The following is a 24,412-nucleotide window of genomic DNA, read 5'->3' as shown; positions in this document are numbered from 1 at the left end:
TGGGACCCCAAGCCCCAGAAGCAGCAGGCTCCTGGCACCCATAAGCCCCAAACCGTCAGCCCTGGAACCAGCAGAATCCTGAGCCCCTGAAGCAGCAGGCCTCCGGGAACAGCAGATCCCAGAACCCGTCAGAGATGCCAGAACCGTCGCCGGGAAGCCCTAAGCCCCCGGAAGCAGCAGGCTTCCGGGGGCCGACCGGCAGGGTCGAGCCGGTCCGGACGGCAGGGCTCCCCCCGAGATGGAGCCCTGGTCGTTGACCGAGTCCGCAACCCCCCAAGCGGAACCCGGTCACTTGAGAAGACGCACGTGAGGGCCCGGATGGTTGCTCGGGGTCAGAAATCTTTCCTGGTGCCGCTGAAGAAGGCGCCGGCCACGGAGGAGGCGCCCGCCGGGTCGGCGCCCCGCATCATGACGGCGACCGCCACGTCGCCCTGCCAGCCGACGAACCAGGAGAGCTGGCTGCGTTCCTTCTTCTCGACATAGGTGACCGTGGACGCCACGCCGTACACAGGATCGCCGGGGGCGGCGGCGGCGCGGGCCGAACCGGTGGCGACGCCGGCGCGCATGAGGGAGCGGAGTTCGGCGGCGATGCCGGCGTCGAGGGGGCGGGGCGAGGGCAGCTTGGGGAGGATGGTCTCGGGGTCGGGGGACGAGGGAGCGGTGACCAGGGTGGGCGGGTGCCAGGTCCCGGCCCGTACGGCCCCCGCCACCAGCGCCATCGCCAGCGGGCTGACCCGCACACTGGAACCCGCGATGATCTTGGCGCGAGCGGCGTCGGTGGTTCCGGCGGGGACGGTACCGCTGAAGCTGCTGAGGGGCAGCCCCCAGGGCGCGCCGATGCCGAAAGCGGCAGCGCTGTCAGCGAGAGCACGCTCGTCCACGCGACGGGCCATAGAGGCGAGCGCGGTCACGCAGCCGTGCGCGAAGTCGGCCTCGAAGGTGGGCGCGGAGGAGGTGACGCCGGTCTGCTGGAAGCGGGCGCCGCCGACGGTGCGGTCAGCCGTGCAGGGGATCTTCTGGCCGACGTCCAGACCGGCTTTGAGCAGGGCTTCGGTGGCGATGATGGAGAAGGTGGTGCCGGCGGGGAACTTGCCGGCCAGCGCGTCCTTCTCCTGGTCCAGGTCCTTGGTGGAGACGGCGAGCACCTGGCCGGTGGGCGCGTCCACGGCGACCAGCGCGACCGGCTGGGTGCCCGCCACGGCCAGGTCGGCGGCGCGCTGCAGGCGGGAGTCGATCGTGGTGCGGACGGGGGCGTTCTTGCGGCCGGGCCAGGATTTGAGCTCCTTGACCGTCTCCCAGGTCTTGGTGTCCAGCACGATGACGCGGGTCTCGGTGGAGCCGGTGAGCTGGTCCTGGTAGGCGCGCTGCAGGCCGTCCCGCCCGACGGTGTCACCGGCCCGCTGCGGGCCGCCGAGCTGCTGCTCGCTCTCGGCGGTGACGGCGCTGACCCGGCCCACGATCTGTACGGGAGACTTGGGCGCCACCGGCGGTTTGACGTCCACGATCTGGAGCCCGTCGATGCGGTCGAGCTGGGCCTTGATCTGGTTGAACTTGGCACGGCCGAAGGTGGCCAGCGGGACCGCGTCGGTGGGCGGGGCGGACAGGATCCGGCTGAGCAGCCGGTCCTGGGCGAACCCGGTCACCTTCGCGAGTTCCTGGCAGAGCCGGGCGGGGTCGGACAGCTGGACCGGGATCACCTGGGCGACATACTGCGTGTCCTCGTCCTGGAGGCTGTCGCCGAACCGGTCGACGATGGGCTGGCGGCCCCGCGGGTCCACCTTGACCGCCAGGCGCTCGCCTTCGTGCAGATCAGGGTGGATGACGCTGGGCGACCAGCGGACCTTCCAGCGGCCGTCGACCAGGTGCAGCGGCAGCATGCTGTCGTAGGTCCACAGCGGGTTGTTCTCCCCCAGGTCCACCTCGGCCTGGAAGCTGGCCTTGGCGGTGTCCCCGTCCCGGGTGACGGAGAGCAGCTTGAAGCGGAGCGAGGCGGCGTCCAGGTGCAGGCCGACGTCGCCGAGCGCCTTGCGGACAGAGGCCTCGTCCGCGTCGGCGCGGCGGGCGGCCATGGCGAAGTCGCCACTCTCCCAGCCGACGAGGAAGTCGCGGATCGCCTCGTGGGGGGCGGGCTCCTCGAAGCAGGCGGTCAGCGTGGGGACCAGCAGCCCTAACGCCAGCGCGAGCCGTACATATCGAGGAGCCACGGCCTAGCGGCCCCCCTTGCGCCGGACCGCGTTGGACAGGGCGCGGGACATCTCGCGATTGTCCTGCTTCTCCCGCAGGGTCTGGCGCTTGTCGTAGTCCTTCTTACCCCGGCCGATGCCGACCTCGATCTTGGCGCGGCCATCCTTGAAGTAGAGGGCAAGCGGCACCAGGGTCAGGCCGCGCTCCTTGAGGGTGGCCTCGATCTTGCCGATCTCCTTGCGGTGCAGCAGCAGCTTGCGCTTGCGCCGCGCGGCGTGGTTGGTCCAGGTGCCCTGGCTGTACTCGGGGATATACACGTTGTACAGCCACGTCTCATAGTTCTCGACGGTGGCGTAGCCGTCGGTCAGGTTGGCCTTGCCCGCCCGCAGGGACTTGACCTCGGTGCCGGTCAGGACCAGACCGGCCTCGTAGGTGTCCTCGATGAAATAGTCGTGGCGGGCACGCTTGTTCTGGGCGATGACCTTGCGCCCGGTCTCACGTGGCATGACAGAGAGCCTACCGGCGCTCGTCACACCCGCAGATAACGGCGGAGTGTGATGAACGAGGCGAGGATGCAGATGAGCACGCCGACGGCCATGGTTCCGGTGATGACCGCGGCCACCGTATCCCAGCCCAGCGGCACCGCCATGTAGGTCTGGATGCCCTCGAACAGCGCCACCTTGGTGATGATCAGCAGCACCGCCGCGAACACGCCGCCGATCAGGCCGGCGATCACGCCCTCCAGCACGAACGGCAGCTGGATGTAGACGTTGGAGGCGCCGACCAGGCGCATGATGCCGGTCTCCCGGCGCCGGTTGTACGCCGAGAGCCGGACCGTGTTGCCGATCAGCAGGGTGGCCGCGCAGACCATCAGGAAGGCCACGCCGAGCGCCATGGCCTGGAGCCGGTTCATGAAGCCGAAGTAGCTGTCCAGCAGGTCACGCTCGTTGATGATGTTGGAGACGCCGGCCTGGCCCTCGATGCTCTCGGTGACCGCGGCCGTCTTCTCCGGATCCCTGAGCTTGACCCGGAACGACTCCGGCATGTCCTCGACCTTGACGATGGAGGAGAGCGTGCGGTTGTTCTCGGAGAGCTTGAAGTTCTCCAGCGCCTTGGCCGCGTCCTCGAACACGACGGACTCGACCTCCTGCATCTCCTTGATCGTCGACTCCAGGGCGACCTTCTGCTCCCGGCTGATCGCGCCGGACTCGCGGCAGGCGGGGAACGGGGAGTCCTTCCCGCACAGGTAGACCGAGAGCTCGACCTTGTCGGTCCAGTAGCCGGTCATGGAGGTGACCTGAGAGTTGATCATCAGCCCCACGCCCAGCAGCGCCATGCCGACGGCGACGGTCACGATCACCGCGATGGTCATCGTGAGGTTGCGCCGGAGCCCGATCCAGACTTCGGAGAAGATGAAATTCGCCCGCATGCTTCCTTCTTCTAGTACGCCTGGCCGTAGACACCCCGCGACTGGTCGCGGACGATCTTGCCATCCTCCAGCTCCACCACACGCTTGCGCATGGAGTCGACGATCGCCGCGTCGTGCGTGGCCATGAGCACGGTGGTGCCGGTCCTGTTGATGCGGTCGAGCACCTTCATGATGCCGATGCTCGTCGCGGGGTCGATGTTTCCGGTCGGCTCGTCGGCCAGCAGGATCATCGGACGGTTGACGAAGGCCCGCGCCATGGCGACCCGCTGCTGCTCGCCGCCGGAGAGCTCGTCGGGCATGCGGTGCGCCTTCCCCTCCAGGCCCACCAGCTCGATCACCTCGGGCACCACCTTGCGGATGAACCGCCGGGGCTTGCCGATGACCTCGAGCGCGAACGCGACGTTCTCGTAGACGTTCTTGTTCGGCAGCAGCCGGAAGTCCTGGAACACGCAGCCGATCCGGCGCCGCAGGTGCGGCACCTTGAAGTTGGTGAGTTTGGCCAGGTCCTTGCCGGCGACATGGATGGCGCCGGAGTTGGGCCGTTCCTCCTTGAGCACCAGTCGGAGGAACGTGGACTTCCCCGATCCGGAAGGTCCCACGAGGAACACGAACTCACCCTTGTCCACATCCACGGATACGTGGTCGAGAGCAGGGCGGTTCTGGTTCTGGTAGACCTTGGTCACATTGTCAAAATGGATCACGGGCGCATCACGGCATGCCAGTCTAGGGGACGGGGGACGTCCAGCCCGGGGGGCGCCGGTCTCTTTTCGCTAGATCGACGTTCCGGTTGGCCATGGCTCAGTCTAGGGGTAACACTGGCATGGAACGTCCATAACGGAAACAAAACGATTAGGGCATGGGTAAAGCTGCGATGAGCTGCGAACACTTGATCTGCGCCGCGTGCGCCCAACCCGTTGTCGAAGGCCGCTGCCCGGCCTGCCGCAACGCCCGCGAGAAGTTCCACCACCACGGATTCCCGCTCTCCTCCCCGGTTTTCCTGGGTCTTCTGGTGGTGCTGGTCCTCGCCTTGACCGCGCTGAAGCTGTACTACTCCTGACCGGCCTCGGCCCGCCGCATCCAGCGGATCTCGCCCTCGATGAACTCGTCGAGGTCGCCGTCGAGCACGGCGGTGGGGTTCCCGGCCTCAACCCCGGTCCGCAGATCCTTGACGATCTGGTACGGATGCAGCACGTAGTTGCGAATCTGCGTGCCCCAGGACGTGGTGCTCTCGCCGCGCAACTCGTTCATGGTCGCGGCCTCCTCCTGGCGCTTGCGCTCCAGCAGCTTGGCCTGGAGCACGGTCATCGCGGAGGCGCGGTTCTGCAGCTGGGAGCGCTCGTTCTGGCAGGAGACCACGATCCCGGTCGGCAGGTGGGTGATCCGCACCGCCGAGTCGGTGGTGTTGACGCCCTGCCCGCCGGGGCCCGATGACCGGTAGACGTCGATGCGAAGATCGTCCTCATTGATGTCGATGTGGTCGGTCTGCTCGACGACGGGGACCACGTCCACGCCCGCGAACGAGGTCTGCCGGCGGCCCTGGTTGTCGAACGGGCTGATCCGGACCAGGCGGTGGGTGCCGTGCTCGCCGCGGAGCGTGCCGTACGCATAGGGGGCCTTGACGGTGAAGGTGGCCGACTTGATGCCCGCCTCCTCCGCGTAGGAGGTGTCGTAGACCTCGGTGGGGAAACCTTTACGCTCGGCCCAGCGCTGGTACATCCGGAGCAGCATCTGCGCCCAGTCGGCCGCGTCCACGCCGCCGGCCTGGGAGTTGATGGTGATGAGCGCCTCACGCGCGTCGTATTCGCCCGACAGCAGGGTGCGCACCTCGAGCGCGCCGATGTCGGTGCGCAGGGAGGCCAGCTCGCGGTCGGCCTCGGCGAGGGTGTCGTCGTCGCCCTCCTCGGCGGCCAGCTGGTAGAGCACGGTGAGGTCGTCCAGGCGGCTCACGAGGCCTTCCACCCTGTTCACCTCGCCCTGCAGGTGGGAGAGCCTGCTGGTGACCTTCTGCGCGGCCTCGGGGTCGTTCCACAGGTCGGGCGCGGCGGCCTGCTCTCCCAGCTCGGCGATCTGCTTGCGCAGCGCGTCGAGATTGAGCACGTCCTGAATGCTGTTCAGGGTGCCGGTAAGCTCGTTGATCTCTTCGGCTGGGTCGATGGCTGCCACGTCTGTAAAGGGTACGCGAACCTCGGACTGGCTACGATATGGGACCGGCGGCCCGGGGAAGGGGGAGACGATGCGACGCGCGATCGCCCTCGCTGTCCTTTTCGTGCTTACCGCTTGCACGTCAGCACCCCCGCCCGCGCCCAAGCCCAGCCCGGTCGCGGCGACCACCTCGGCCGCCCCGGCCCCCCCGGTGGCGCTCACGCTGGAAGACGCCGCCGTCGCCGTCAAGGAACATCTGGCGGCCGACGACGTGGCCCGGGTGAACGGCGACGAACGCTGGGCGCTGGACCTGGTCAGGGACGGCCAGGATCTGATCACGATCGCCCAGTACCGGTCCGCCGGAATGAAACCGCCCCGCTACACCTGGGGCAAACCCACCCTGATCGTCCCCCGGCAGTACGGCAACGCCCCCCTCTGGTTCGCGGCCCTCATCGACCGCCGCGAGCAGGGCGAACCGCCCAGGAAAGCGCTGCTGGTCTTCGTCAAGCAGGGCGACATCTGGCAGAACAGCTTCGAGTCGCTGCTGGAAGCCGACCTGCCCCCGCTGGAGTTCGACAAGGAGGGCTACGCGACCGCCCTGGACGCCCGCGACCAGAGCATCGCCATCAGCCCCCACCTGATGGGCCCGCTGCACGCCACCATCGCCGAGGAGGGCCGCGCGGGCTACGCCTCCGGCCTGATCGAGCCAGGTCCCCGCACGACCGGGTACTTCGCGGAGATCAAGCGGAACCGGGAGTCGCTGAAGGCGCAGGGCCTGGCGTATGACTCGCTGTTCGCGCTGGCGGTGGGGTTCCCGGTGTACGCGGTCCGTACCAGTGACGGGGGCGGTCTGGTGCTCTACAGCCTGACCAGGACCACGACCTGGACGGCGAAGGTGGAGAACGCCCAGGGCGGGCATCTGGCGATTCCCGAGGAAGCCCGCTGGGCGCTGCTCTCCGCTGTGATCATCAAAGAGCGCCGGATCCTGGAGACCCAGCAGTATGTCGGCTTCATCCCGCCGAAGGACTCCCGGGCGCCCGCCGAGATCGTCGGTTACGACGGCCTGGTGACCAGGGCGAGCGCCACCTGAGCCCGGTTAATTAGAAACCCGTCCCATAGCCAGCCGCATAGCCGCCGACCAGGCAGCTCACCGCCCCGGCTGTCCAGATCACGACTTTCTAATTAATACTGCGGCAGGCTGCTGGTCGCCACCAAGGTCCTGATCGCGCGCAGCGCGACCGAGAGGGTGGCCAGATCGAAGGTGTCGCTCTCCCAGATCTCCGACAGCGTCTGCCTGGCCCGTGCCACGGCGGCCTCGTTGGCGCGGGTCCAGCGGGCCAGCCGCTCCTCCGGCGGGAGCCCGGGGGTGCTGTGGATGAGCACGTCCCTGGTGAGGCTGGCGTGCGCCGCGTACAGGTCGTCACGGAGGGCGGAGCGGGCCATCGCGTTCCACCGGCTGTCCCGGGGCAGCGCGATCACCCGTTCCCGCAGCCGGGCCAGTTGGAGCCGCTCGGCCAGATCGAAGTAGACCTCCGCCGCCTCGCTCACCGGCCGCTTGGTGAGCGTGGCGATCTCCACCAGGTCGAAGGTGGAGTAGGCGGGCACCATCCCGGCCGTGCGCTCTGCCAGCTCGGGCGGCACGCCCCTGGACACGAAGGTGTCCCGCCGCTCGTCGAACGCGGCCAGGTCGAGCCCGGCCAGCATCTTCGGCAGGTGCGGCAGCAGCCCGTTGGCGCCCTCCACGAAGAAGCTCGCGGTGGAGGCCAGATCCAGCGGCGGCCTGCGGTTCCCGAGCAGCCACCGGGTGCCGCGCTCGGAGAGCTTGCGCCCTTCCAGCAGCATCAGCAGCTGGGTGTCCACGTCCACCTTGCCGTCCAGCGCCTCGACCTGCCGCCGGAAGCCGGCCAGGTCGAAGACCTCCCGCGCCACCAGGTAGGCCCGCGCGATGTCCTGCGTGGACGCCCCGGTCTCCTCCCCGAACCGGAACACGAAGCTCGTCCCGCCGGAGTTGACCACGTCGTTCACCACGCTGGTGGTGATGATCTCCCGCCGCAGCGGGTGCGAGTCCATATATTTCCGGTACGGCTCCCGCAGCGCCGACGGAAAATACGACACCAGCCGGTCCTGCAGCGCCGGATCGTCCGGCAGATCCGAGGCCAGCAGCTCCTTGTCCACCACCAGCTTGGTGTAGGCGAGCAGCACCGCCAGCTCCGGTTGGGTCAGCCCGAGCCGCGCCTGCCGCCGCTCCGCCATCGCCTTGTCGGTCGGCAGCGACTCCAGCCGCCGGTTGATCAGCCCGGCCCGCTCCATCCAGCGCAGATACCGGGCGTGGATGTGCAGCATCTCGGGCGCCTGCTTGGTGGCCGCCGCCAGCACCACGTTCTGCGCGTAGTTGTCGCGCAGCACCAGCCCGGCGACCTCGTCGGTCATGTCCAGGAAGATCTGGTTGCGCTGCTTGTCGGTCATCTCGTCGTCGCGAACCACCTGGTCGAGCAGGATCTTGATGTTGACCTCGTGGTCGGAGGTGTCCACCCCGGCCGAGTTGTCGATGAAGTCGGTGTTGATCAGCCCGCCGTTGAGCGCGAACTCGATCCTGGCCGCCTGGGTGAAGCCCAGGTTGCCGCCCTCGCCGATGACCTTGCAGCGCAGCTCGCCCGCGTTGACCCGGAGCCCGTCGTTGGCCTTGTCGCCGACGTCGGCGTTGGACTCGGTGGTGGCCTTGGCGTACGTGCCGATGCCGCCGTTCCACAGCAGGTCCACGGGGGCCTTGAGGATGGCGTTGATCAGGTCGTTCGGGGCCATCGCGGTCACCCCGTCGGGGATCCCGAGCGCGGCCCTGGCCTGGGGGGAGACCGGGATCGACTTGGCCGTGCGCGGCCAGACCCCGCCGCCCGCGGAGATCAGGTGGGACGCGTAGTCCGCCCAGGAGCTGCGGGGCAGCTCGAACAGCCGCCGCCGTTCGGCGAAGGCGCCGGGGCCGGGGTGGGGGTCGATGAAGATGTGGCGGTGGTCGAAGGCGGCCAGCAGGCGGATGTGGGTGGACAGCAGCATGCCGTTGCCGAACACGTCGCCGGACATGTCGCCGATGCCGGCCACGGTGAAGTCGGTGGTCTGGACGTCCACGCCCATGGTGCGGAAGTGGTATTTCACCGACTCCCAGGCGCCGCGCGCGGTGATGCCCATGGCCTTGTGGTCGTACCCGACGGAACCGCCGGAGGCGAACGCGTCACCGAGCCAGAAGCCGTACGTTCTGGCGACGTCGTTGGCGATGTCGGAGAAGGTGGCGGTGCCCTTGTCGGCGGCCACCACCAGGTAGGTGTCGTCGCCGTCGTGCCTCACCACGTCCTGGGGCGGCACGACCTGGCCGTCGACCAGGTTGTCGGTGAGGTCGAGCAGCCCGGACACGAAGTGCCGGTAGCAGGCGACCCCTTCGGCGAACATCTCGTCCCGCCCACCCGCTGGCGGCTGCTTAACGACAAATCCACCTTTAGACCCAGTGGGCACGATGACGGTATTTTTCACCATCTGGGCTTTGACCAGGCCGAGGATCTCGGTGCGGAAGTCCTCCATCCGGTCCGACCAGCGCAACCCGCCGCGCGCCACCTTGCCGAACCGCAGGTGCACCCCCTCCACCCGGGGGGAATACACGAAGACCTCGAACTTCGGCCGCGGCTCCGGCAGCACGCTGATCGCCTGCGGGTCGAACTTGAGCGCGAGATAGGGCTTGCGCCTCCCGTCCGCCAGCTGGAAGAAGTTGGTCCGCAGGGTCGCGGTGATCATTTCCAGGTAGGCCCGCAGGATCCGGTCCTCGTCCAGCGACGCGACCTCGTCCAGCGAGGCCAGGATCTCCTCGTGCAGCGCGTCGCACAGCTCGGCCCGCACGGCCTCGCCGCGCCGGGGATCCAGCCGCGCCTCGAACACGCGCACCAGCAGCCGGGCCAGCCGCACGTTCCCGGCCAGCACCTTCTCGATGTAGTCCTGGCTGAACGTGGTCCCCGCCTGGCGCAGGTACTTGGCGTAGGCGCGCAGGATCCCGGCCTGCTCCCAGGTCAGCCCGGCGGCCGGCACGAGCGCGTTGAAGCCGTCGTTCTCGACCTCGCCCCGCCAGAGCGCGGCGAACGCGTCCTGGAAGAGCCGCTTGAAGTCATCGCTGTCCACGTCCTCGGCCAGGGTGTAGCGCAGCCCGAAGTCGTAGATCCAGGCGTCCTTGGTGGCGGGGTCGTGGTCCCGATCCACCTCGTACGGACGTTCGTCCACCACCTCCACGCCCATGCGCTGCAGCAGCGGCAGCACGTGGGACAGCGAGATGGGCCGGCCAAGACGGTAGACCTTGAACCGGCGCTCGTCCTCGCCCGCGCCGTACGGCTCGTAGAGGTTCATGCCGATGTCGCCGTCGGATTCCGACAGCTGTTCCAGCCGCCTGAGGTCGGCGACAGCCGTACGCGGCGGGAAATCGGCCTTGTAGCCCTCGGGGAAGGCGGCGAGGTAGCGGCGGATGAGGCGGGGCGCCTCATCCTCCGAGCAGAGCTCGGTGATGGCGGAGGCGAGGTCGTCCTCCCAGGAGCGGGTGGTGGCCACGAGCTTGGCCTCCAGCGCGTCCACGTCCACCTGGAGAGGCGGGAGCGGTTTGCCGCGTTCGCCCCGGATCGTCACGTGCAGGCGGGCCAGCACGGACTCGCCGACCATCGCGCTGTAGTCGAGCGTGCTGCCGGACAGCGCCTTGAGCAGCAGATCCTGCATCGCCAGCCGGACCTTGGTGGTGTAACGGTCGCGCGGCAGGAAGATCAGGCAGGAGATGTAGCGGCCGTAGTCGTCCCGGCGCAGGAAGAGTTTGACCTGCTTGCGCTCGCGCAGCCGGAGCACGCCCAGCGCGATCGGGACCAGCTCGTCCACCGAGATCTGGAACAGCTCCGAGCGCGGGTAGGTCTCCAGGATCTCGATCATGTCCTTGCCGTCGTGGCTGTCCGGCGGCAGCCCCGCCCGGTCCAGGACCGCAGCCAGCTTGCGGCGCAGCACCGGGATGCGGGAGATCGACTCGTTGTACGCCACATGCGTGAACAGCCCGAGGAACCGGCGCTCCCCGATGACCTCGCCGTCGGCGCTGAACAGCTTCACCCCGACGTAGTCGAGGTAGGCCGGCCGGAACACGGTCGCCCGGCTGTTGGCCTTGGTGATGATCAGGACCTGCTTCTCCCTGGCCTTGGCCCGCAGTTCCGGCGGCATGGCGGAGAAGCTGGTGGAACCGGCCTTGTCGGCGCGCAGGATGCCGAGCCCGGTGCCGGGCACGGCGGTGAGCGTGTCGTCGTCCTCCAGCCGGTACTCGCGCGAGCCGAGGAAGGTGAAGTGCCCGTCGGCGAGCCAGCGCAGCAGCTCCAGGCTGTCCTCGACCCCGGCCGGATCTAACGGCGGCGGGTTGTCGCCCAGGTCCTCGGCCGTCCGCAGCGCCAGGGCGCGCATCTTGGCGTAGTCCTCGACCGCGTATCTGACGTCTTCGAGCACCCGGCGCAGGTCGGCTTCGAGCTCCTTGAGCACGGCCGGGTCGCTCTGCCGGTCGATCTCGATGTGCATCCAGGACTCCACCAGCATCATGCCGGTGACGTCGGCGTCCTCTTCCCCCAGCAGCTTCCCGGTCATGTCCCGCCGCACCCGCAGCTGCGGGTGCACGATCAGGTACGTGCCGAGCTGGTGCCGGTCCAGCTCGGTGGTGACCGAGTCGAGCAGGAACGGCATGTCGTCGGTGACGATCTGGATGACCGAATGCCCCGGGTCCCAGCCGTTCTCCTCCAGCGTGGGCGAGAACACGTGCACCATGGCCCGGCCCTGCGGCCGGGTGACCGCCAGATGGCGGTGCGTCATCGCCGGGCCGCACACGTCCACGGGATCGCGGTCGGCCAGATCCTCGAGGGGAACCTGGCGGTAGTAGGCGCGCAGGAAGCGGAACGCCTCCTCGGGGTCGCCCGCGCCGGGCATGTGCCCGCAGGTCTCGGCAGCCGTGCGAAGCAGGTCGTCCATCGCCTCAGCCGTGTCGAGCGCCATCTCGCTACTCACTCCTTTGTGAGGTCGTACTCAAAGCTGTGAGGTCGTAATCAAAGCCAGGCTCTCAGTTCCCAGAGGAGGGGGAAGAAGTGCAGCCTCGTCCGCCCTCTCAGGTACGGTGCCCCAGAAGAGCCGCCGGTACCAGATTTTGTCCCGATCTGTCGCTCGACCATCTGCACGTGCCGCATCCGCCATGAAGCGGTCGTCTCGTCGTGGGTGAGCAGATCCTCGGCCAGCTGCCAGAGGTCGTCGTGCGACCCCCGGTCCCTGGCCACGATCAGCAGCGAGTCCATGATCTCCGCGTCGGAGACGGGCAGGCCACGCTGGGAGAGGGCGGTGAGGTAAGCATCCCATAGCGACGGCTCCGACAGCCGCCGCCGCAACCGGGCGAGTTCGTCGTCTCGCGCGTCGCGCAGCCGGTCCAGATAGGACGGGTCCTTCGCGCCGGAGAGGAACTCCAGCTCCCGGAACTGCACGGACTGGAACCCGCTCGCCGGGGCCAGCACCGCTCTGAACTCAAGAAAGTCCTGGGGCGTCATCGTCTCCAGGACCTCGACCTGTCCGACCAGGACCCGCTCAACCGCGTGAATCCGCCGGAACAGGTGTCGCGCCCGCCACAGGGCGCCTTCCGTCATCGCGTCCCGCGCCCGCTCCATCTCGTAGAGAAGGAGTTTGAACCAGAGCTCGTAGACCTGGTGCTCAGTGATGAAGAGGAGTTCGTCACTGGCCCCCGACTGGGGACCCTGCAGGTCTAGGAGCTGGGGCAGGCGTAGGTATTCGCCGTAGGACAGCCGCGCGCCGTCCTCACCGAAACTACGCGAGGGCGGTACGGCTCTCGCCTCGGACATCCCGAAACTCCTTCGGGGCGCACCCGCCGATCCCCATTGATCAGCAGTCAGGTCGCCACCGACCCGATAACATCCGAAAACCGCGCGGGCGTCAACTTAAGGACGGACCAAAAGCCCGACTAAGGACGGACCCGCTGCGACGCGGACTTGACCTCGTTGAGCAGGCCGGGTAACTCGCCGAACTCGTTCAGTTCGATCCGGCACCGTTCGCACGAGACGAGGTGGAGTTCGAAGCCCTGAATGTCTTCGGGGTCCAACACCCCGAGGGCGTATGCCGCCACGTCGTGGTGCGAGGACTCTGGAACCTCATCGGACAACATGAGATTCCCCGAAGACCGACATCAGCTGGCCACTCCCCTCTCTTTCAGGACACCGCGTAAGGCTCGCAAAGCGTAGTAGAGCCTGGACTTCACCGTACCCGGTGGTATCCCCAGTATCTCTGCTGCTTCGCTTACCGTACGGTCCCGTAAGTATGTCTGTTCTATAACTTCCCTGTGATCTGGCGACAGACCGCGCAGGGCGTCGGCGACCACGATGGCCGCCAACGTCTTGTCGGTCGCGTCGGGCACGGCGACGGTGTCCGCCTCGGGAGGTTCGACCTCCCTGGGCCGGACGCCGCGCCTGCGACGGCCGTCGATCACGATGCGACGCGATACCGTAAGAAGCCAGGCCCACAGGAGCCCTCGTTCCCACGTTAACTTCGCCGCGTTACGCCAGGCGCGCAGAAGCGTCTCTTGAACGACGTCTTCTGCCCACTGCAGGTCGTTGCCTGTCGACTGCCTGACCTGACGGAGCAACGGACCACCGAACTCCTGATACAACTCCCTGATCAGACGATCATCCCGATCAGGGTCGTCGTCGGGGTCCAGACGCTCGAACCGGGTGTCGAGTTGTCGGCGCACGAGCCACATATTTGCACCTGTCTTTGTGTGATGTACACAACTCCTGTAACTCCAGTCATTTCTGACTATTTGCTGAACCGGCTCCGGGAACCCCGCGTACCTGTCTCCGAAGAGAGGAGGGCGCCATGCGGTTCCGGTTCGGGGAGCTCGTGGTGTTCGGTGTTTTCCTGTTCGCGGCAGCGGTTGCCGTGATCGTGGTGGTCCCGCAGAGTCAGGCGGCGCAACAGGAAGGCTGGACCCAGACGCGTTGGGGCCCGTTGGGTCCCGCCGACAGAGACCTGCTCATCAAGGTGCGGTGGGCCGGGCTCTGGGAGATCCCCGCCGGCCGCTGGGCGCAGGAGCGCTCGACCAACGCGAAGGTCAAGGAAACCGGCGTTCACCTGATGAACGACCATGCACAGCTCGACGAGGACGTCCGCGCGGAAGCGGCCCAACTCGGCGTCCAGCTGCCCGATGAGCCCAACGCGGACCAGCAGCGCTGGCTCGGCGAGCTCTCCAGCCGGACCGGTGCCGAGTTCGATCAGACGTTCGCCGACCGCCTGCGCGCCGCGCACGGCAAGGTCTTCTCGGCCATCGCGGCGGTCCGGGCGGGAACCCGCAACGACAAGATCCGCGAGTTCGCCTCCAAGGCGAACGCGGTGGTCCTCAAGCACATGACCCTGCTCGAGGAAACGGGTCTTGTGGACTACTCGCAGCTGCCAACCCCTCAGTCTTAGCTAGTCCTAGCTCGTAAGAGGAGAATCCATGCGAAAACGCTCTATAGCGGTCGCTGGCGTCCTGCTGGCCGGGTCACTCGTGATGCCCCTCTCAGCCAGCCCCGCGTTAAGCGCCGTGGTCGGTCCGTCGCTGAGCGACTTCGTCGACATCCGCCGGGTGCCCCCGGGGAGCACGGGCGTACGCGCCGGGCGCGGCTCGTTCGTGTCCCAGTGCGGCCGCAACCAGAACGGACATCGCAACTCCGACAACCACATCGTCGCCCCTGGTGTCACCAACGGGGCCCATCACGTGCACGACTACGTGGGCAACCGCACCACGAACGGGTTCTCCACCGACCAGAGCCTGGCGGCCGGCGGCACGACCTGCCGGTTCGGTGACAGGTCCGCGTACTTCTGGCCGATCATCCGGCTCCGGCCTGACCTGCTGCAGGAGCTGCGCGGCCAGCAGAACCAGAACCAGAACCGCAACCAGCAGCAGAACCAGAACAATCAGCAACAGCAGAACCAGGACCAGCAGCAACAGCAGGGCCAGGATCAGGGTCAGCAGCAGCAGCAACAGCAGCAGCCGCAGGACCAGCAGCAGAACCTGAACCAGGACCAGCAGAACCAGCAGAACCAGCAGCAGGACCCGCAGAACCAGCAGCAGGACCCGCAGCAGAACTCGCAGGACCAGGGTCAGCAGCAGGCCTTCAGCGCCCAGAACACCAACCAGCGTCGCAACCCCGGCGGCAACAACCAGGGGAACAACCAGGGCAACCAGGGCAACAACCCGCAGCCCAGTCAGACTCCCTCGCAGGAGCCGACGCAGCCCGCCCAGCCCCCTCCCCCCAGGCCCGGGGAGGACGGCTCCGAGCTCGGCGGCGCCGCCGACGGCAACATCGGCAGGATCGTGACCCCGCGTTCGGTCACCCTCCAGTTCCGCGGCAACCCGGCCAGCCGGGTCGTGGCGATGCCCCGGTTCCTGCGTCTGATCACCGGTGACGCCAAGGCGGCCACCAACGGCGGCGCGAACGCCCGGGCGCAGTGGAGCTGCACCGGCTTCACCAACCGGTTCACCACCCAGTACCCGCTCTGCCCGCGCGGCAGCCTGGTGGTGCGCCAGCTGGACTTCCCGAGCTGCTGGGACGGCCAGAACACCGACAGCGCCAACCACCGCACCCACGTGGTGTTCCCCGGCCAGAACGGCGCCTGCCCCGCCGGCACCCGGGCCATCCCGCAGCTGCGCATGACGCTCACCTACCAGCTCCCGCAGGGCCCGTCGTTCGCGGTGGACGCGTTCCCCGAGCAACTGCACAACCCGGTGACCGACCACGCGGACTTCCACAACGTGATGTCCAACCAGCTGATGAACTTCGTCGTTCAGTGCATCAACCGAGGCCAGCGCTGCTGACCCGGAGGTGAATAAGCAGATGACACGAGGCAGTTCCGAGCCCGCACCACCCTCAGCAGAGTCCCCCCAACCGGAGGAATCCGTGTCCAGACGACGGGCTCACCGTCGGCCAGAAACGCCGCTCAACCTGCAGTCCCGCCCGGCCAGGATCGCGCTGGGCACCGTGGTCGTGGTCGTCATCTTCGGCGCCCTGCTCGCCGCCAGAAACGGCATGAGCGCCGGGCTCCTCGCGGAGGTGCAGAACTTCCTGACCTTCTACGCGGGCGTGTTATCACTCGTCGCCCTCACCACGACGGTCGCCCTCGGGTTGCTCGCCTCCGAACGTCTCCTGCTGCCCATCCCCTGGCGGGTGCGCGCCCAGCTCGTGCACCGAGCGGCCGCACTCGTCGGGGTCGGTTTCCTGGTCACCCACATCGGTATGAAGATCGCCGCCGGGCTCGTCCCGGCCTGGGGTTCGGTGCTCCCCACGACGAACCTGGCCATCGGGGCGGGCGCGATCGCGTCCGACCTGATGATCGTGGTCGTCGCGACCGGAGTGATGCGCGGCCGGTTCGCGCAGGCCGAGCGGCCCTGGATGTGGCGGGGCCTGCACGACCTGGCCTACCTGGCCTGGCCCATTTCGATCCTGCACGGCCTGGCCGCCGGCCGGACCCCGGCTGCGTGGGTGACCTGGAGTTACATCGCCTGTCTTGTGGCGGTTGGCACCGCCCTGCTGCTGAGAGTCGTCGCCTCTCTTCGCCCCGCGGCGACGATCGCCGACGACCTGGAGACCCTGCCGATGCCTGAGGTCGCACCCGCGCCTCAGTCGGTTCCCGAACCGATCAGCATCGTGGGCCGCGAACGCACCTCCTCCAAGCTTCGGAGAGTCGTATGATCCCCTATCGCGTCTCCAAACTGCGCCGGATGGGTCCGGCTCGGCTGACCGCCGGGCTGGACGACAACCGCCGGCTGGATCTGGACACCCACTACACCATCCATCGCCAGCTCGACGGCGAGACCGTCGACGGGCTCATCGCCATGGCCGAGGAGGTCGACCTGCGCGGCCGGGGCGGCGCCGCCTTCCCGTTCGCCAGGAAGCTCCGCGCGGTCGCGGCGCACACCCGCACCTCCGACACGGTGGTGCTGGTGAACGCCGCGGAGGGCGAGCCGGCCAGCATGAAGGACAAGATGCTGCTGACCCGCGCGCCGCATCTGGTGCTGGAGGGCGCCCTGCTGGCGGCCAGCGCCCTGGACGCCAAGGAGGTGGTGATCGCCACCCCGGCCGGGGAACTCGCCGAGGGCTCCATGATGGCCGCCGTGGCCGAGCGCGGCCTGATCGGCTACGTCCGGGTCGTCGGCATCCAGGAGCGGTTCATCTCCGGCGAGGGCGGCGCCCTGGTCAAGGCGGTCAACGGCGAGCTGGGCATGCCGTCGGGGCGCAAGGTGCGCTCCAGCGACAGCGGCGTGAACGGCCTGCCCACGCTGCTGTCCAACACCGAGACCTTCGCCCAGCTGGCCCTGCTGGCTGAGCTCGGCCCGGAGGAGTACGCCTCGGTCGGCACTCCCCAGGAGCCCGGCACGATCCTGCTCAGCGTGAGCGGGTCGGTGGCCGCGCCCACCGTGGTGGAGTGCACGCCGGGGGTGCCGCTCGCGGCCGTGCTCGACATGTGCGAGGCCCGGGTGGGCGACGGCCTGCTGGTCGGCGGCTACCACGGCAAGTGGCTGAGCGCCGCCGACGCGTACGGCGCGATCGTCTCGCGGCGGGGCATGTCCCAGTCGGGCGGCGAGCTCGGCGCGGGCATCATCGTGCCGCTCGGCTCGGACACCTGCCCGCTCGGCGAGACGGTCCGGGTGGCCGCCTACCTGGCCGCGCAGTCGGCCGGGCAGTGCGGCCCGTGCCGGATGGGCCTGCCGTCGCTGGCGCGGGCGATGGCCGAACTCACGGTCGGCACCCCGGGCGCGCTGGATCTGGTCCAGCAGGCCGCGACGGCGGTCCGGGGCCGGGGTGCCTGCTTCCACCCCGATGGCACCTCCAGGTTCGTTCTGTCCGCGCTGGAGGCGTTCGCCGACGACGTGGAGGAGCACCGGCTCAACGGCACCTGCGGGCGGCCGACCAAGGAGGTCCTGCCGCTCCCGATCGCCGACTCCTCCGACGTGCGGCTGGTCGTGGACTGGACGCGCTGCCAGGGCCACGGGCTGTGCGCGCACCTGGTGCCGGAGCTGGTCAAGCTCGACCATCACGGCTATCCGGTGTTCATCGACAGCCCGGTTCCCTCGTGGGCGAAGAGCGAGGCGCAGCGCGCGGTCGAGATGTGCCCGGCGCTGGCTTTGCGGATCGGCGCACGGTGACCTGATTGTCACCAACTCCGCCGGCATGTCCCGCGTCTCACGAGGTAGTGACGACTGCGGGGAGTGATCATGCCGAATCCTGTGCACCCTTCCGCCTCGCTGGGGCGGCGGGGATTTCTGGCGTTCGTCCCGGCTGGTCTGATTCTGGCCGGGACGACGAAGGCGCCCGACTGGCGCGCGCTGGGCCGAGGCCTGGACGGGAAGCTGGTCCGGCCGAGTGACGCGGCGTATGACCGCGCCCGGCGGCTGTTCAACTCGGCCTACGACAAGGTCAGGCCCGCCGCGGTCGCCTACTGCGCGACCCCGGCGGACGTGGCCGAGTGCGTGGCGTTCGCGCGCCGCTTCGACGTGCCGATCACCGCCCGGTCCGGCGGGCACAGTTACGCGGGCTGGTCCACGGGGACCGGCCTGGTGGTGGACGTGTCGCCGTTGTCGTCGGTACGGCACAGCGCGGGCCTGGCCACGATCGGCGCGGGCGCCAAACTCGTCGACGTCTACGCGAAGCTGGGCAAGCTCGGGGTCAGCATTCCGGCGGGTTCCTGCCCGAGTGTCGGCATCGCCGGGCTCACCCTGGGCGGCGGCATCGGCGTGGTCTCCCGGCGCTACGGTCTGACCTGCGACGTGCTCACCCAGGTGGAGATGGTCACCGCGGACGGCAGGCGGGTGACGTGCTCCCCCACCAGCCATCCCGACCTGTTCTGGGCGTCCCGGGGCGGCGGAGGCGGAAATTTCGGGATCGCGACGTCGTTCACCTTCCGAAGTCACGCCACCCGCGAGGTGACGGTGTTCTCGCTGCGCTGGCCGTGGGCGCGGGCGGGGGCCGTGTTGCGGGCGTGGCAGGGGTGGGCACCCTCGGCTCCGGACGGGTTGTGGTCGAATCTTCATCTGAGTCATGATCCGTCGCCGGATGTGACGGTGGGCGGGCTCTATCTGGGGTCCAAGTCGGGGTGCGAGAAGCAGTTACAGGTGCTGCTGGATCGGGTGGGGCGTGATCCTTCGAGCAGGTCCGTCCGGCATGTGCCGTACCAGCAGGCGATGATGATCATGGCGGGGTGTTCGTCCTATTCGGTGTCCGAGTGCCATCGGCCGGGGTCGTTACCCGGGCAGACCGCGAACGGGCGGCTGGTGCGGGACACCTTCAGCGCCAAGTCGCATCTGGCGTATTCGCCGCTGGGGGACGCCGGGATCCGGGCGCTGCTCGCGCAGGTGGCGAAGGCGGGGCGGCACACCGTGCTGCTGGACGCCTTCGGCGGGGCGATCGCGCGCGTGCGGCCCGACGCGACCGCGTTCCCGCATCGGAAGGCGTTGTACAGCGTGCAGTACTACGCGCATTTCGACGGCGCCCTGGCCTGGGCGCGGGGCGCGCACGCCGCGATGCGGCCGTTCTTCGGCGACCACGCCTACGTCAACTACATCGACCCCGACCTGACCGGCTTCCTCGGCCAGTACTACGGCGCGAACGCCGCCCGCCTGGTCCGGATCAAATCCGCGTACGACCCCGGGCGGCTGTTCCGGTTCCCGCAAGGCCTCTGACACCCCTCGGTGTCCCCGGCCCTCTCCGGGGACACCTCCGGGAGGGCTCAGTGGGCCCGCTGCCAGAGCAGTTCGGTGAACCGGGCTTCGGCGAGGGCCAGGTGGCGGCGGTAGGTGGTCGTGGGCAGGCCGAGCAGCGTGGCGGCGTCCGCCTGGGTTCTGGCGGGGCGCAGGAACGTGTGGTGCAGCGCGCGGTGGGCCTTCAGGTCGCGCGGCGAGGCGGCCAGTTGCGCGGCGACCTCCTCGAAGAGCGCGCGCAGTTCGTGTTCGCGGAGGTTGAGCGCGCCGAGCAGGGGTGAGTCGCGTAAGCCGTCGGCTCTGCCGTACGCGCGAAGGGCGTCTCGGACGGCCTGGGCGAACTGCTCCTCGTCGAGGGTGCGGCGTTCCACCGGGGCGGCCTCGATCAGCGCGTCGCGTTCGGCCAGGCGGGCCACCCAGGTCAGCGGCGGGACCTCGCGCCAGTCGTGGCAGAACACGGCGAAGGTGTGCTCGCCCACGGTGAAGTCGGCCGAGGGCAGCCGGTGGAAGTCGACGTGGGCGCAGCCCTCCACCCAGGGCTCGGCGGAGGCGAACGTCAGGAGCGTGCGGTCCGGGCGGTCGCCGGTCAGGTACGAGCGGAACAGCTGCGTGGTCATGAACAGCTGCACGGGGGACGGCTCCTGGTAACGCCGCCCGTCCATCCAGAACCGCACCATCCGGGTGTGCCCCGGCTCAAGGTCGCGGGTGGCGGGGTCCTCGGGGTCGGGGACGGCGTCGATCAGCAGGTAGAACCCGGCGGCGGTGCCGTCCCGGCCGCGGATCACGGTCGGCTCGTGCCGGGCCAGCCAGCGTTCGCACAGCCGGGCCGACTCGTCGCCCTCGTGCTTGCGTACCCAGGACACGATCGTGCCCAGTTCGGCCCGGGTGGGGCGGTCGGCGCTCAGGCTGCTGGTCTGCGGGTAGCCGACCACGAAGGAGCCCAGCGCCGAGGTGGCGCGGTGCAGGTAGACGTAGTCCAGCAGGACCGAGTGCCGGGAGGGTTCGGCGAACTGCTGCCGGTAGTAGGCGGCGGCGCGGCGGCGGATCTCCTCGCAACCGTCCGGGTCGCGCCAGCCGAGCTCGGCCACCAGGGCGTCCCTGGCCAGATCGTGCGGGAACAGGCCGCGCGAGCCGTACTCCACGATGGAAAGGCCGCGCAGCCAGCTGAAGAGTTCGCTCGCGTCGTCGAGGTCGAGCAGCGCCTGCAGCAGGGGTTCCGTGGTGGCCAGGACCTGGGCGCAGGCTTCCAGCGCGCGCCGGTGCAGCGGGCTCGGCACGGTCTCGACGAAGCCGCGCAGGAGCTCGCCCATCACCTCGTGGGCGGAACCGGCGGAGAACCTGCGCTGGGCGGAGACGTCGGCGACCAGGGCGAGGGCGAGCGGGTGGCCGCGGGTGAACTCCAGGGCGGCCTCCCGTTCCTCCTCGGACACGCCGCGGGCGGCCAGCAGCCGGGTGCCGTCCTCGTGGTCGAGGTTGCCGAGCGGGATGACCCGGACCAGCTCCCGCCAGCCGGGGTCGGCCCGCCAGACCGGCTCGGGGCGGTCCCGCCCGGCGATCACCACGGCGGCGTCCGCGGGCAGCCGGGGCAGCAGCTCCCTGCGCAGCCACCGCTCCAGGCCCGGCACCCGTTCCACGGTGTCGACGAGCAGGACGAGGCCGTCGGCGGCGTCGACCTTGAGATCGTCGAGGCCGGTCAGCTCGTGGCCGTCCAGCCAGACGACCGTGCGTTCGGCGCGGTTGGCCAGCCAGGCATAGCGGTGCAGCAGCGCCGTCTTGCCGACGCCGCCAGCGCCGTGCACGAGCAGGACCTGGGTCGCGCTGGCCTGGTCGAGCAGGTCATGGAAAGCCGCCAGCTCGCGCCGGCGGCCCACGAAACCCCGCTGCCGCGCGGCGTCCAGCCGGTCACCCAGCCGTGTGGACATGACACTTCACTCCGATGTGACAGGGCCCCGAAGTGAAGTGTCCGTCACCGTCCGCGATATTTCTAGGGAATCGGGCGGAAGTGGTCGAGGACTTCGGGATTGGCCATCGCGTCGGTGTTCGCGGCTTTCGCGATGGGCACGCCGAGGAGGATCTTGCGGACCGGGACCTCCAGCTTCTTTCCGGAGAGGGTGCGGGGGATGCCGGGGACCTCGATGATCTCGTCCGGGACATGGCGGGGGGAGAGTTCCTTCCGCAGGGTGGTACGCAGGCGGGTGACCAGGGGTTCGTCCAGAGTCGTGCCGGTGGTCAGCGTGACGTACAGCAGGAGGCGGCCGTCCTGGCCGAGCTGGCCGGTGTCGATGACCAGGCTGTCGCTCACCTCGTCGAAGCGCTCGACGACGCGGTAGAACTCGCTGGTGCCCATCCGGACGCCGCCCCGGTTGAGGGTGGAGTCGGAGCGGCCGTAGATCACGCAGCCGCCGTCCGGCAGGATCTTGATCCAGTCGCCGTGCCGCCAGATGCCGGGATAGTCGGCGAAGTACGACTCGTGGTAGCGGGTGCCGTCCGGGTCGTTCCAGAACATGACCGGCATCGACGGCATCGGGTGGGTGACGACCAGTTCGCCGACCTCGCCGATCACCGGGTCGCCTTCCGGGTTGTACGACTCGACGCGGGCGCCCAGGCAGCGGCAGGGGATCACACCCGCCCGGATCGGGAGCAGCGGGACCGCGCCCACGAAACCGGTGCAGACGTCGGTGCCGCCGGAGAAGGAGCCGAGCTGCACGTCCGGTTTGACATCGGAGTAGATCCAGGCGAAGCCCTCCGGGGGCAGCGGGGATCCGGTCGAGCCGAGGCCGCGCAGCTTGTCCAGACCGTGTGGTTTCACCCCGGCTTTCATCGAAGCCACGATGTACGGCGCGCCTGTGCCGAAGTAGGTCACGCCCTCCTCGGCGGTGACATTCCAGAGCGCGTCGGTGGCGGGGTGGGCGGCGGAGCCGTCGTAGAGGACCACCGTGGAGCCGACGAGCAGGCCGCCGATGAGGAAGTTCCACATCATCCAGCCGGTCGTGGTGTACCAGAAGAAGACGTCGTCGGGGCCGAGGTCCTGGTGGAAGGAGAGCGCTTTGAGGTGTTCGAGGACGATACCGCCGTGGCCGTGCACGATGGGTTTGGGCAGGCCGGTGGTGCCCGAGGAGTAGAGGATCCAGAGCGGGTGCCCGAAAGGCACGCGGTCGAACTCCGGCTCTTTCTCCTCTGACCTGAGGTCATCCCAGGTCACAGCCGATTCGATCGGGTTCTGGTACGGGACGCACACGGTCGCCGCCAGTGACGGCAGCCTGGCCGCGATGTCCTGGACGACGTCGCGGCGGTCGAAGCTCTTGCCGCCGTAGTGGTAGCCGTCGACGGCGAAGAGGACTTTCGGTTCGATCTGGGTGAAGCGGTCGATGACGCTGGGGGCGCCGAAGTCGGGGGAACAGGAGGACCAGATCGCGCCCAGGGAGGCCGTGGCCAGGAAGGCGATCAGGGCTTCCGGAATGTTCGGGATATATGCGGCTACGCGATCGCCCTTGGTGACGCCTAGCCGTACCAGACCGGCGCGGACCCGGCCGACCTCGGCGCGCAACTCGCCGACCGTGTACGTCCGCCGGTTTCCCGCTTCATCGCGAAAAATCACGCCCAAACGGGCGGGGTCGCCGCGGAGCGCGTTCTCCGCGTAGTTGATCGTCGAGCCGTCGAACCAGCGGGTGGCGGGCATCTCCCCGCTGATCACCGGGCCGTCGCCCCGCTCTCCCGCGACCTCGAAGTACTCCCAGATCGACGTCCAGAATTCCGCCGGAGAGTCGACCGACCATTGCCACATGTCCTGATACGCACCCGGCCGGCCAAGCCACTCCTGGAAACGAGTGATCTTCGCGGACCGGATGACCTCCGGGGTGGGTTCCCAGAGCAGAGCGCCTTCCTCAACCATGCCCCCATCCTGCCCTCCACCGATCCCCGACCGAGAGCGGGATCCAAGAAAGCTCAAAGCGCCAGGTCGCACCCTCGTGGTTAACCACGTGAAGGAGTGCACATGTCTCGCCCCACAACCCCCGTCCAGCCGCGCCGCCCCGGCGACCCCGAGCCCGACCTGACGATCTACGGCATCGCGCATCTGGCCATGCGCCACGGCGCCCACGAACTCGCCACCCTCGCCCAAACCCTGCGCGACGGCGCCCCGCTGACCCCCGCCCGAGCCAAGGCCCTGGCCGAGTACGTCCGCTTGATGACCGAGGAAATCCACCTCCACCACCACGGCGAGGACACCATCGGCTGGCCGATCATCCAAGCATCGGCCGGCCACGCCGTAGACCTAGAACCCCTGACCGCCGACCACGACCAACTCGACCCCATCCTCGACAGGCTGCGCGGCGCGTCCGCGCTCCTGGTCACCCGCCCGGACGACCCCGCCGCCCGGCAGACGCTGGCCACCGACTCGATCGTCCTGCGCGACCTCCTGGACGAGCACATCGAGGAGGAGGAACGCGACATCTTCCCGATCATCCGAACCTACGTCTCGGTAGCGGACTTCAAGGGCTGGGAAGAACAAATCATGAAAAACTACCCGAAGAAGAACCTCTGGTTCCTCATCCCGTGGTCGGTCTCCGCCGTCCCCCCGGCCGACGTCCCGGCCGCTCTGGCCTTGACCCCGCTCGCGTTCCGCCTCGCCAACCGCCTGTTCAGCGGCAGGTACCGCCGCTTCCACCAGCTCATCTTCGGGTAAGCCCTCGCCGACCGGGGTTCCGGCTCTGGGCCGATTCCCGGGAGGCATATCGGGTTCGGGCCTAAAGAGCGTAGTGGAACGGGTCGAAGCCTTGAGGGCGTCATAACGGGGGCTGGCGCAGCGTCGAGGACGTCCTGGCGGGGGCGGGCGGGGCCCCGAGGGCATCATGACGGGGGTGGGGCGCAGCCCCGAGGAGAAACGT

19 protein-coding genes are annotated in these 24,412 nt (G+C 68.8%); 8 read left to right on the top strand and 11 right to left on the bottom strand.

Going from position 1 to position 24,412, the window contains the following annotated elements:
* Window positions 1-332 precede the first annotated feature (332 nt).
* Genes Aple_RS49760 through ftsE form a run of 4 tightly spaced genes read right to left on the bottom strand, consistent with a single transcriptional unit; the run spans window position 333 to window position 4,314 of the window.
* Entirely contained in the window at window positions 333-2,204 is a 1,872-nt protein-coding gene (locus tag Aple_RS49760) for a penicillin-binding transpeptidase domain-containing protein (RefSeq protein ID WP_155351807.1), read from the bottom strand.
* A 3-nt stretch (window positions 2,205-2,207) separates the two neighbouring features.
* Entirely contained in the window at window positions 2,208-2,690 is a 483-nt protein-coding gene (smpB, locus tag Aple_RS49755) for an SsrA-binding protein SmpB (RefSeq protein ID WP_155351806.1), read from the bottom strand.
* Between the two features lie 23 nt (window positions 2,691-2,713).
* A complete protein-coding gene (gene ftsX, locus Aple_RS49750) occupies window positions 2,714-3,613 on the bottom strand; it encodes a permease-like cell division protein FtsX (RefSeq protein WP_155351805.1) in 900 nt (299 codons plus the stop codon).
* An 11-nt stretch (window positions 3,614-3,624) separates the two neighbouring features.
* Window positions 3,625-4,314, bottom strand: coding sequence for a cell division ATP-binding protein FtsE (ftsE, locus tag Aple_RS49745; RefSeq protein WP_155351804.1), 690 nt, complete (start codon window positions 4,312-4,314; stop codon window positions 3,625-3,627).
* Between the two features lie 155 nt (window positions 4,315-4,469).
* On the opposite strand from ftsE, the gene Aple_RS49740 reads away from it, so the two are divergent.
* Window positions 4,470-4,670: a hypothetical protein gene (locus Aple_RS49740; RefSeq protein WP_246265559.1), complete on the top strand. Its 201-nt coding sequence runs from the start codon at window positions 4,470-4,472 to the stop codon at window positions 4,668-4,670.
* On the opposite strand, the gene prfB is transcribed toward Aple_RS49740, so the two are convergent.
* Entirely contained in the window at window positions 4,661-5,776 is a 1,116-nt protein-coding gene (gene prfB / locus Aple_RS49735; RefSeq protein WP_155351803.1) for a peptide chain release factor 2, read from the bottom strand. The two genes, Aple_RS49740 and prfB, sit on opposite strands and share 10 nt — an antisense overlap.
* A gap of 70 nt (window positions 5,777-5,846) precedes the next feature.
* On the opposite strand from prfB, the gene Aple_RS49730 reads away from it, so the two are divergent.
* Window positions 5,847-6,845, top strand: a complete 999-nt coding sequence (locus Aple_RS49730) for a DUF8094 domain-containing protein (RefSeq protein WP_155351802.1) — start codon at window positions 5,847-5,849, stop codon at window positions 6,843-6,845.
* A gap of 92 nt (window positions 6,846-6,937) precedes the next feature.
* Here the strand turns inward: Aple_RS49730 and Aple_RS49725 are convergent, their stop codons facing one another.
* From Aple_RS49725 to Aple_RS49710, 4 genes are all read right to left on the bottom strand, one after another.
* Window positions 6,938-11,791: an NAD-glutamate dehydrogenase gene (locus tag Aple_RS49725; RefSeq protein ID WP_155351801.1), complete on the bottom strand. Its 4,854-nt coding sequence runs from the start codon at window positions 11,789-11,791 to the stop codon at window positions 6,938-6,940.
* Between the two features lie 50 nt (window positions 11,792-11,841).
* Window positions 11,842-12,639 carry a tryptophan 2,3-dioxygenase gene (locus tag Aple_RS49720; protein ID WP_155351800.1) on the bottom strand — a complete coding sequence of 266 codons (798 nt, stop codon included), beginning with the start codon at window positions 12,637-12,639 and terminating at the stop codon, window positions 11,842-11,844.
* A 119-nt stretch (window positions 12,640-12,758) separates the two neighbouring features.
* Window positions 12,759-12,959 (bottom strand): zf-HC2 domain-containing protein, encoded by a 201-nt coding sequence (locus Aple_RS49715; RefSeq protein WP_155351799.1) that lies wholly within the window; start codon window positions 12,957-12,959, stop codon window positions 12,759-12,761.
* A gap of 21 nt (window positions 12,960-12,980) precedes the next feature.
* Complete coding sequence (locus Aple_RS49710; RefSeq protein WP_155351798.1) at window positions 12,981-13,550, bottom strand: sigma-70 family RNA polymerase sigma factor; 570 nt, start codon at window positions 13,548-13,550, stop codon at window positions 12,981-12,983.
* A 116-nt stretch (window positions 13,551-13,666) separates the two neighbouring features.
* Here Aple_RS49710 and Aple_RS49705 point away from each other — a divergent pair, with 116 nt between their 5' ends.
* From Aple_RS49705 to Aple_RS49685, 5 genes are all read left to right on the top strand, one after another.
* Window positions 13,667-14,257, top strand: coding sequence for a DUF4142 domain-containing protein (locus tag Aple_RS49705; RefSeq protein WP_155351797.1), 591 nt, complete (start codon window positions 13,667-13,669; stop codon window positions 14,255-14,257).
* A 28-nt stretch (window positions 14,258-14,285) separates the two neighbouring features.
* Window positions 14,286-15,647, top strand: a complete 1,362-nt coding sequence (locus Aple_RS49700; RefSeq protein ID WP_155351796.1) for a DUF1996 domain-containing protein — start codon at window positions 14,286-14,288, stop codon at window positions 15,645-15,647.
* Window positions 15,648-15,729: 82 nt separating this feature from the next.
* Window positions 15,730-16,521: a hypothetical protein gene (locus Aple_RS49695; RefSeq protein WP_155351795.1), complete on the top strand. Its 792-nt coding sequence runs from the start codon at window positions 15,730-15,732 to the stop codon at window positions 16,519-16,521.
* Window positions 16,518-17,975 carry an NADH-quinone oxidoreductase subunit NuoF family protein gene (locus tag Aple_RS49690; protein ID WP_246265558.1) on the top strand — a complete coding sequence of 486 codons (1,458 nt, stop codon included), beginning with the start codon at window positions 16,518-16,520 and terminating at the stop codon, window positions 17,973-17,975. The genes Aple_RS49695 and Aple_RS49690 overlap by 4 nt, the downstream gene beginning before the upstream one ends.
* A gap of 69 nt (window positions 17,976-18,044) precedes the next feature.
* Window positions 18,045-19,508 (top strand): FAD-binding oxidoreductase, encoded by a 1,464-nt coding sequence (locus Aple_RS49685; RefSeq protein WP_155351794.1) that lies wholly within the window; start codon window positions 18,045-18,047, stop codon window positions 19,506-19,508.
* A 47-nt stretch (window positions 19,509-19,555) separates the two neighbouring features.
* On the opposite strand, the gene Aple_RS49680 is transcribed toward Aple_RS49685, so the two are convergent.
* Together Aple_RS49680 and Aple_RS49675 are read right to left on the bottom strand one after the other, a co-directional pair.
* Entirely contained in the window at window positions 19,556-21,448 is a 1,893-nt protein-coding gene (locus Aple_RS49680; protein WP_155351793.1) for an ATP-binding protein, read from the bottom strand.
* A 62-nt stretch (window positions 21,449-21,510) separates the two neighbouring features.
* Window positions 21,511-23,418: an acetoacetate--CoA ligase gene (locus tag Aple_RS49675; protein ID WP_155351792.1), complete on the bottom strand. Its 1,908-nt coding sequence runs from the start codon at window positions 23,416-23,418 to the stop codon at window positions 21,511-21,513.
* A 102-nt stretch (window positions 23,419-23,520) separates the two neighbouring features.
* On the opposite strand from Aple_RS49675, the gene Aple_RS49670 reads away from it, so the two are divergent.
* Window positions 23,521-24,210 carry a hemerythrin domain-containing protein gene (locus tag Aple_RS49670; protein ID WP_155351791.1) on the top strand — a complete coding sequence of 230 codons (690 nt, stop codon included), beginning with the start codon at window positions 23,521-23,523 and terminating at the stop codon, window positions 24,208-24,210.
* Window positions 24,211-24,412 lie beyond the last annotated feature (202 nt).

The sequence above is a fragment of the Acrocarpospora pleiomorpha genome (assembly GCF_009687885.1).
Classification (GTDB): domain Bacteria; phylum Actinomycetota; class Actinomycetes; order Streptosporangiales; family Streptosporangiaceae; genus Acrocarpospora; species Acrocarpospora pleiomorpha.
The sequence above is the reverse complement of the archived record's forward strand: the minus strand, read 5'-3'. Positions and strand labels throughout refer to the sequence as shown.

Bases quoted from the DNA above. Each gene is read 5' to 3' on its own strand.
- Aple_RS49670 (WP_155351791.1), top strand. From the start codon at position 23,521: ATGTCTCGCCCCACAACCCCCGTCCAGCCGCGCCGCCCCGGCGACCCC.
- Aple_RS49705 (WP_155351797.1), top strand. From the start codon at position 13,667: ATGCGGTTCCGGTTCGGGGAGCTCGTGGTGTTCGGTGTTTTCCTGTTC.
- Aple_RS49730 (WP_155351802.1), top strand. From the start codon at position 5,847: ATGCGACGCGCGATCGCCCTCGCTGTCCTTTTCGTGCTTACCGCTTGC.
- Aple_RS49675 (WP_155351792.1), bottom strand. From the start codon at position 23,418: ATGGTTGAGGAAGGCGCTCTGCTCTGGGAACCCACCCCGGAGGTCATC.
- Aple_RS49685 (WP_155351794.1), top strand. From the start codon at position 18,045: ATGCCGAATCCTGTGCACCCTTCCGCCTCGCTGGGGCGGCGGGGATTT.
- Aple_RS49725 (WP_155351801.1), bottom strand. From the start codon at position 11,791: ATGGCGCTCGACACGGCTGAGGCGATGGACGACCTGCTTCGCACGGCT.
- Aple_RS49690 (WP_246265558.1), top strand. From the start codon at position 16,518: ATGATCCCCTATCGCGTCTCCAAACTGCGCCGGATGGGTCCGGCTCGG.
- Aple_RS49700 (WP_155351796.1), top strand. From the start codon at position 14,286: ATGCGAAAACGCTCTATAGCGGTCGCTGGCGTCCTGCTGGCCGGGTCA.
- Aple_RS49720 (WP_155351800.1), bottom strand. From the start codon at position 12,639: ATGTCCGAGGCGAGAGCCGTACCGCCCTCGCGTAGTTTCGGTGAGGAC.
- ftsX (WP_155351805.1), bottom strand. From the start codon at position 3,613: ATGCGGGCGAATTTCATCTTCTCCGAAGTCTGGATCGGGCTCCGGCGC.
- Aple_RS49710 (WP_155351798.1), bottom strand. From the start codon at position 13,550: ATGTGGCTCGTGCGCCGACAACTCGACACCCGGTTCGAGCGTCTGGAC.
- smpB (WP_155351806.1), bottom strand. From the start codon at position 2,690: ATGCCACGTGAGACCGGGCGCAAGGTCATCGCCCAGAACAAGCGTGCC.
- Aple_RS49680 (WP_155351793.1), bottom strand. From the start codon at position 21,448: ATGTCCACACGGCTGGGTGACCGGCTGGACGCCGCGCGGCAGCGGGGT.
- Aple_RS49715 (WP_155351799.1), bottom strand. From the start codon at position 12,959: ATGTTGTCCGATGAGGTTCCAGAGTCCTCGCACCACGACGTGGCGGCA.
- Aple_RS49740 (WP_246265559.1), top strand. From the start codon at position 4,470: ATGGGTAAAGCTGCGATGAGCTGCGAACACTTGATCTGCGCCGCGTGC.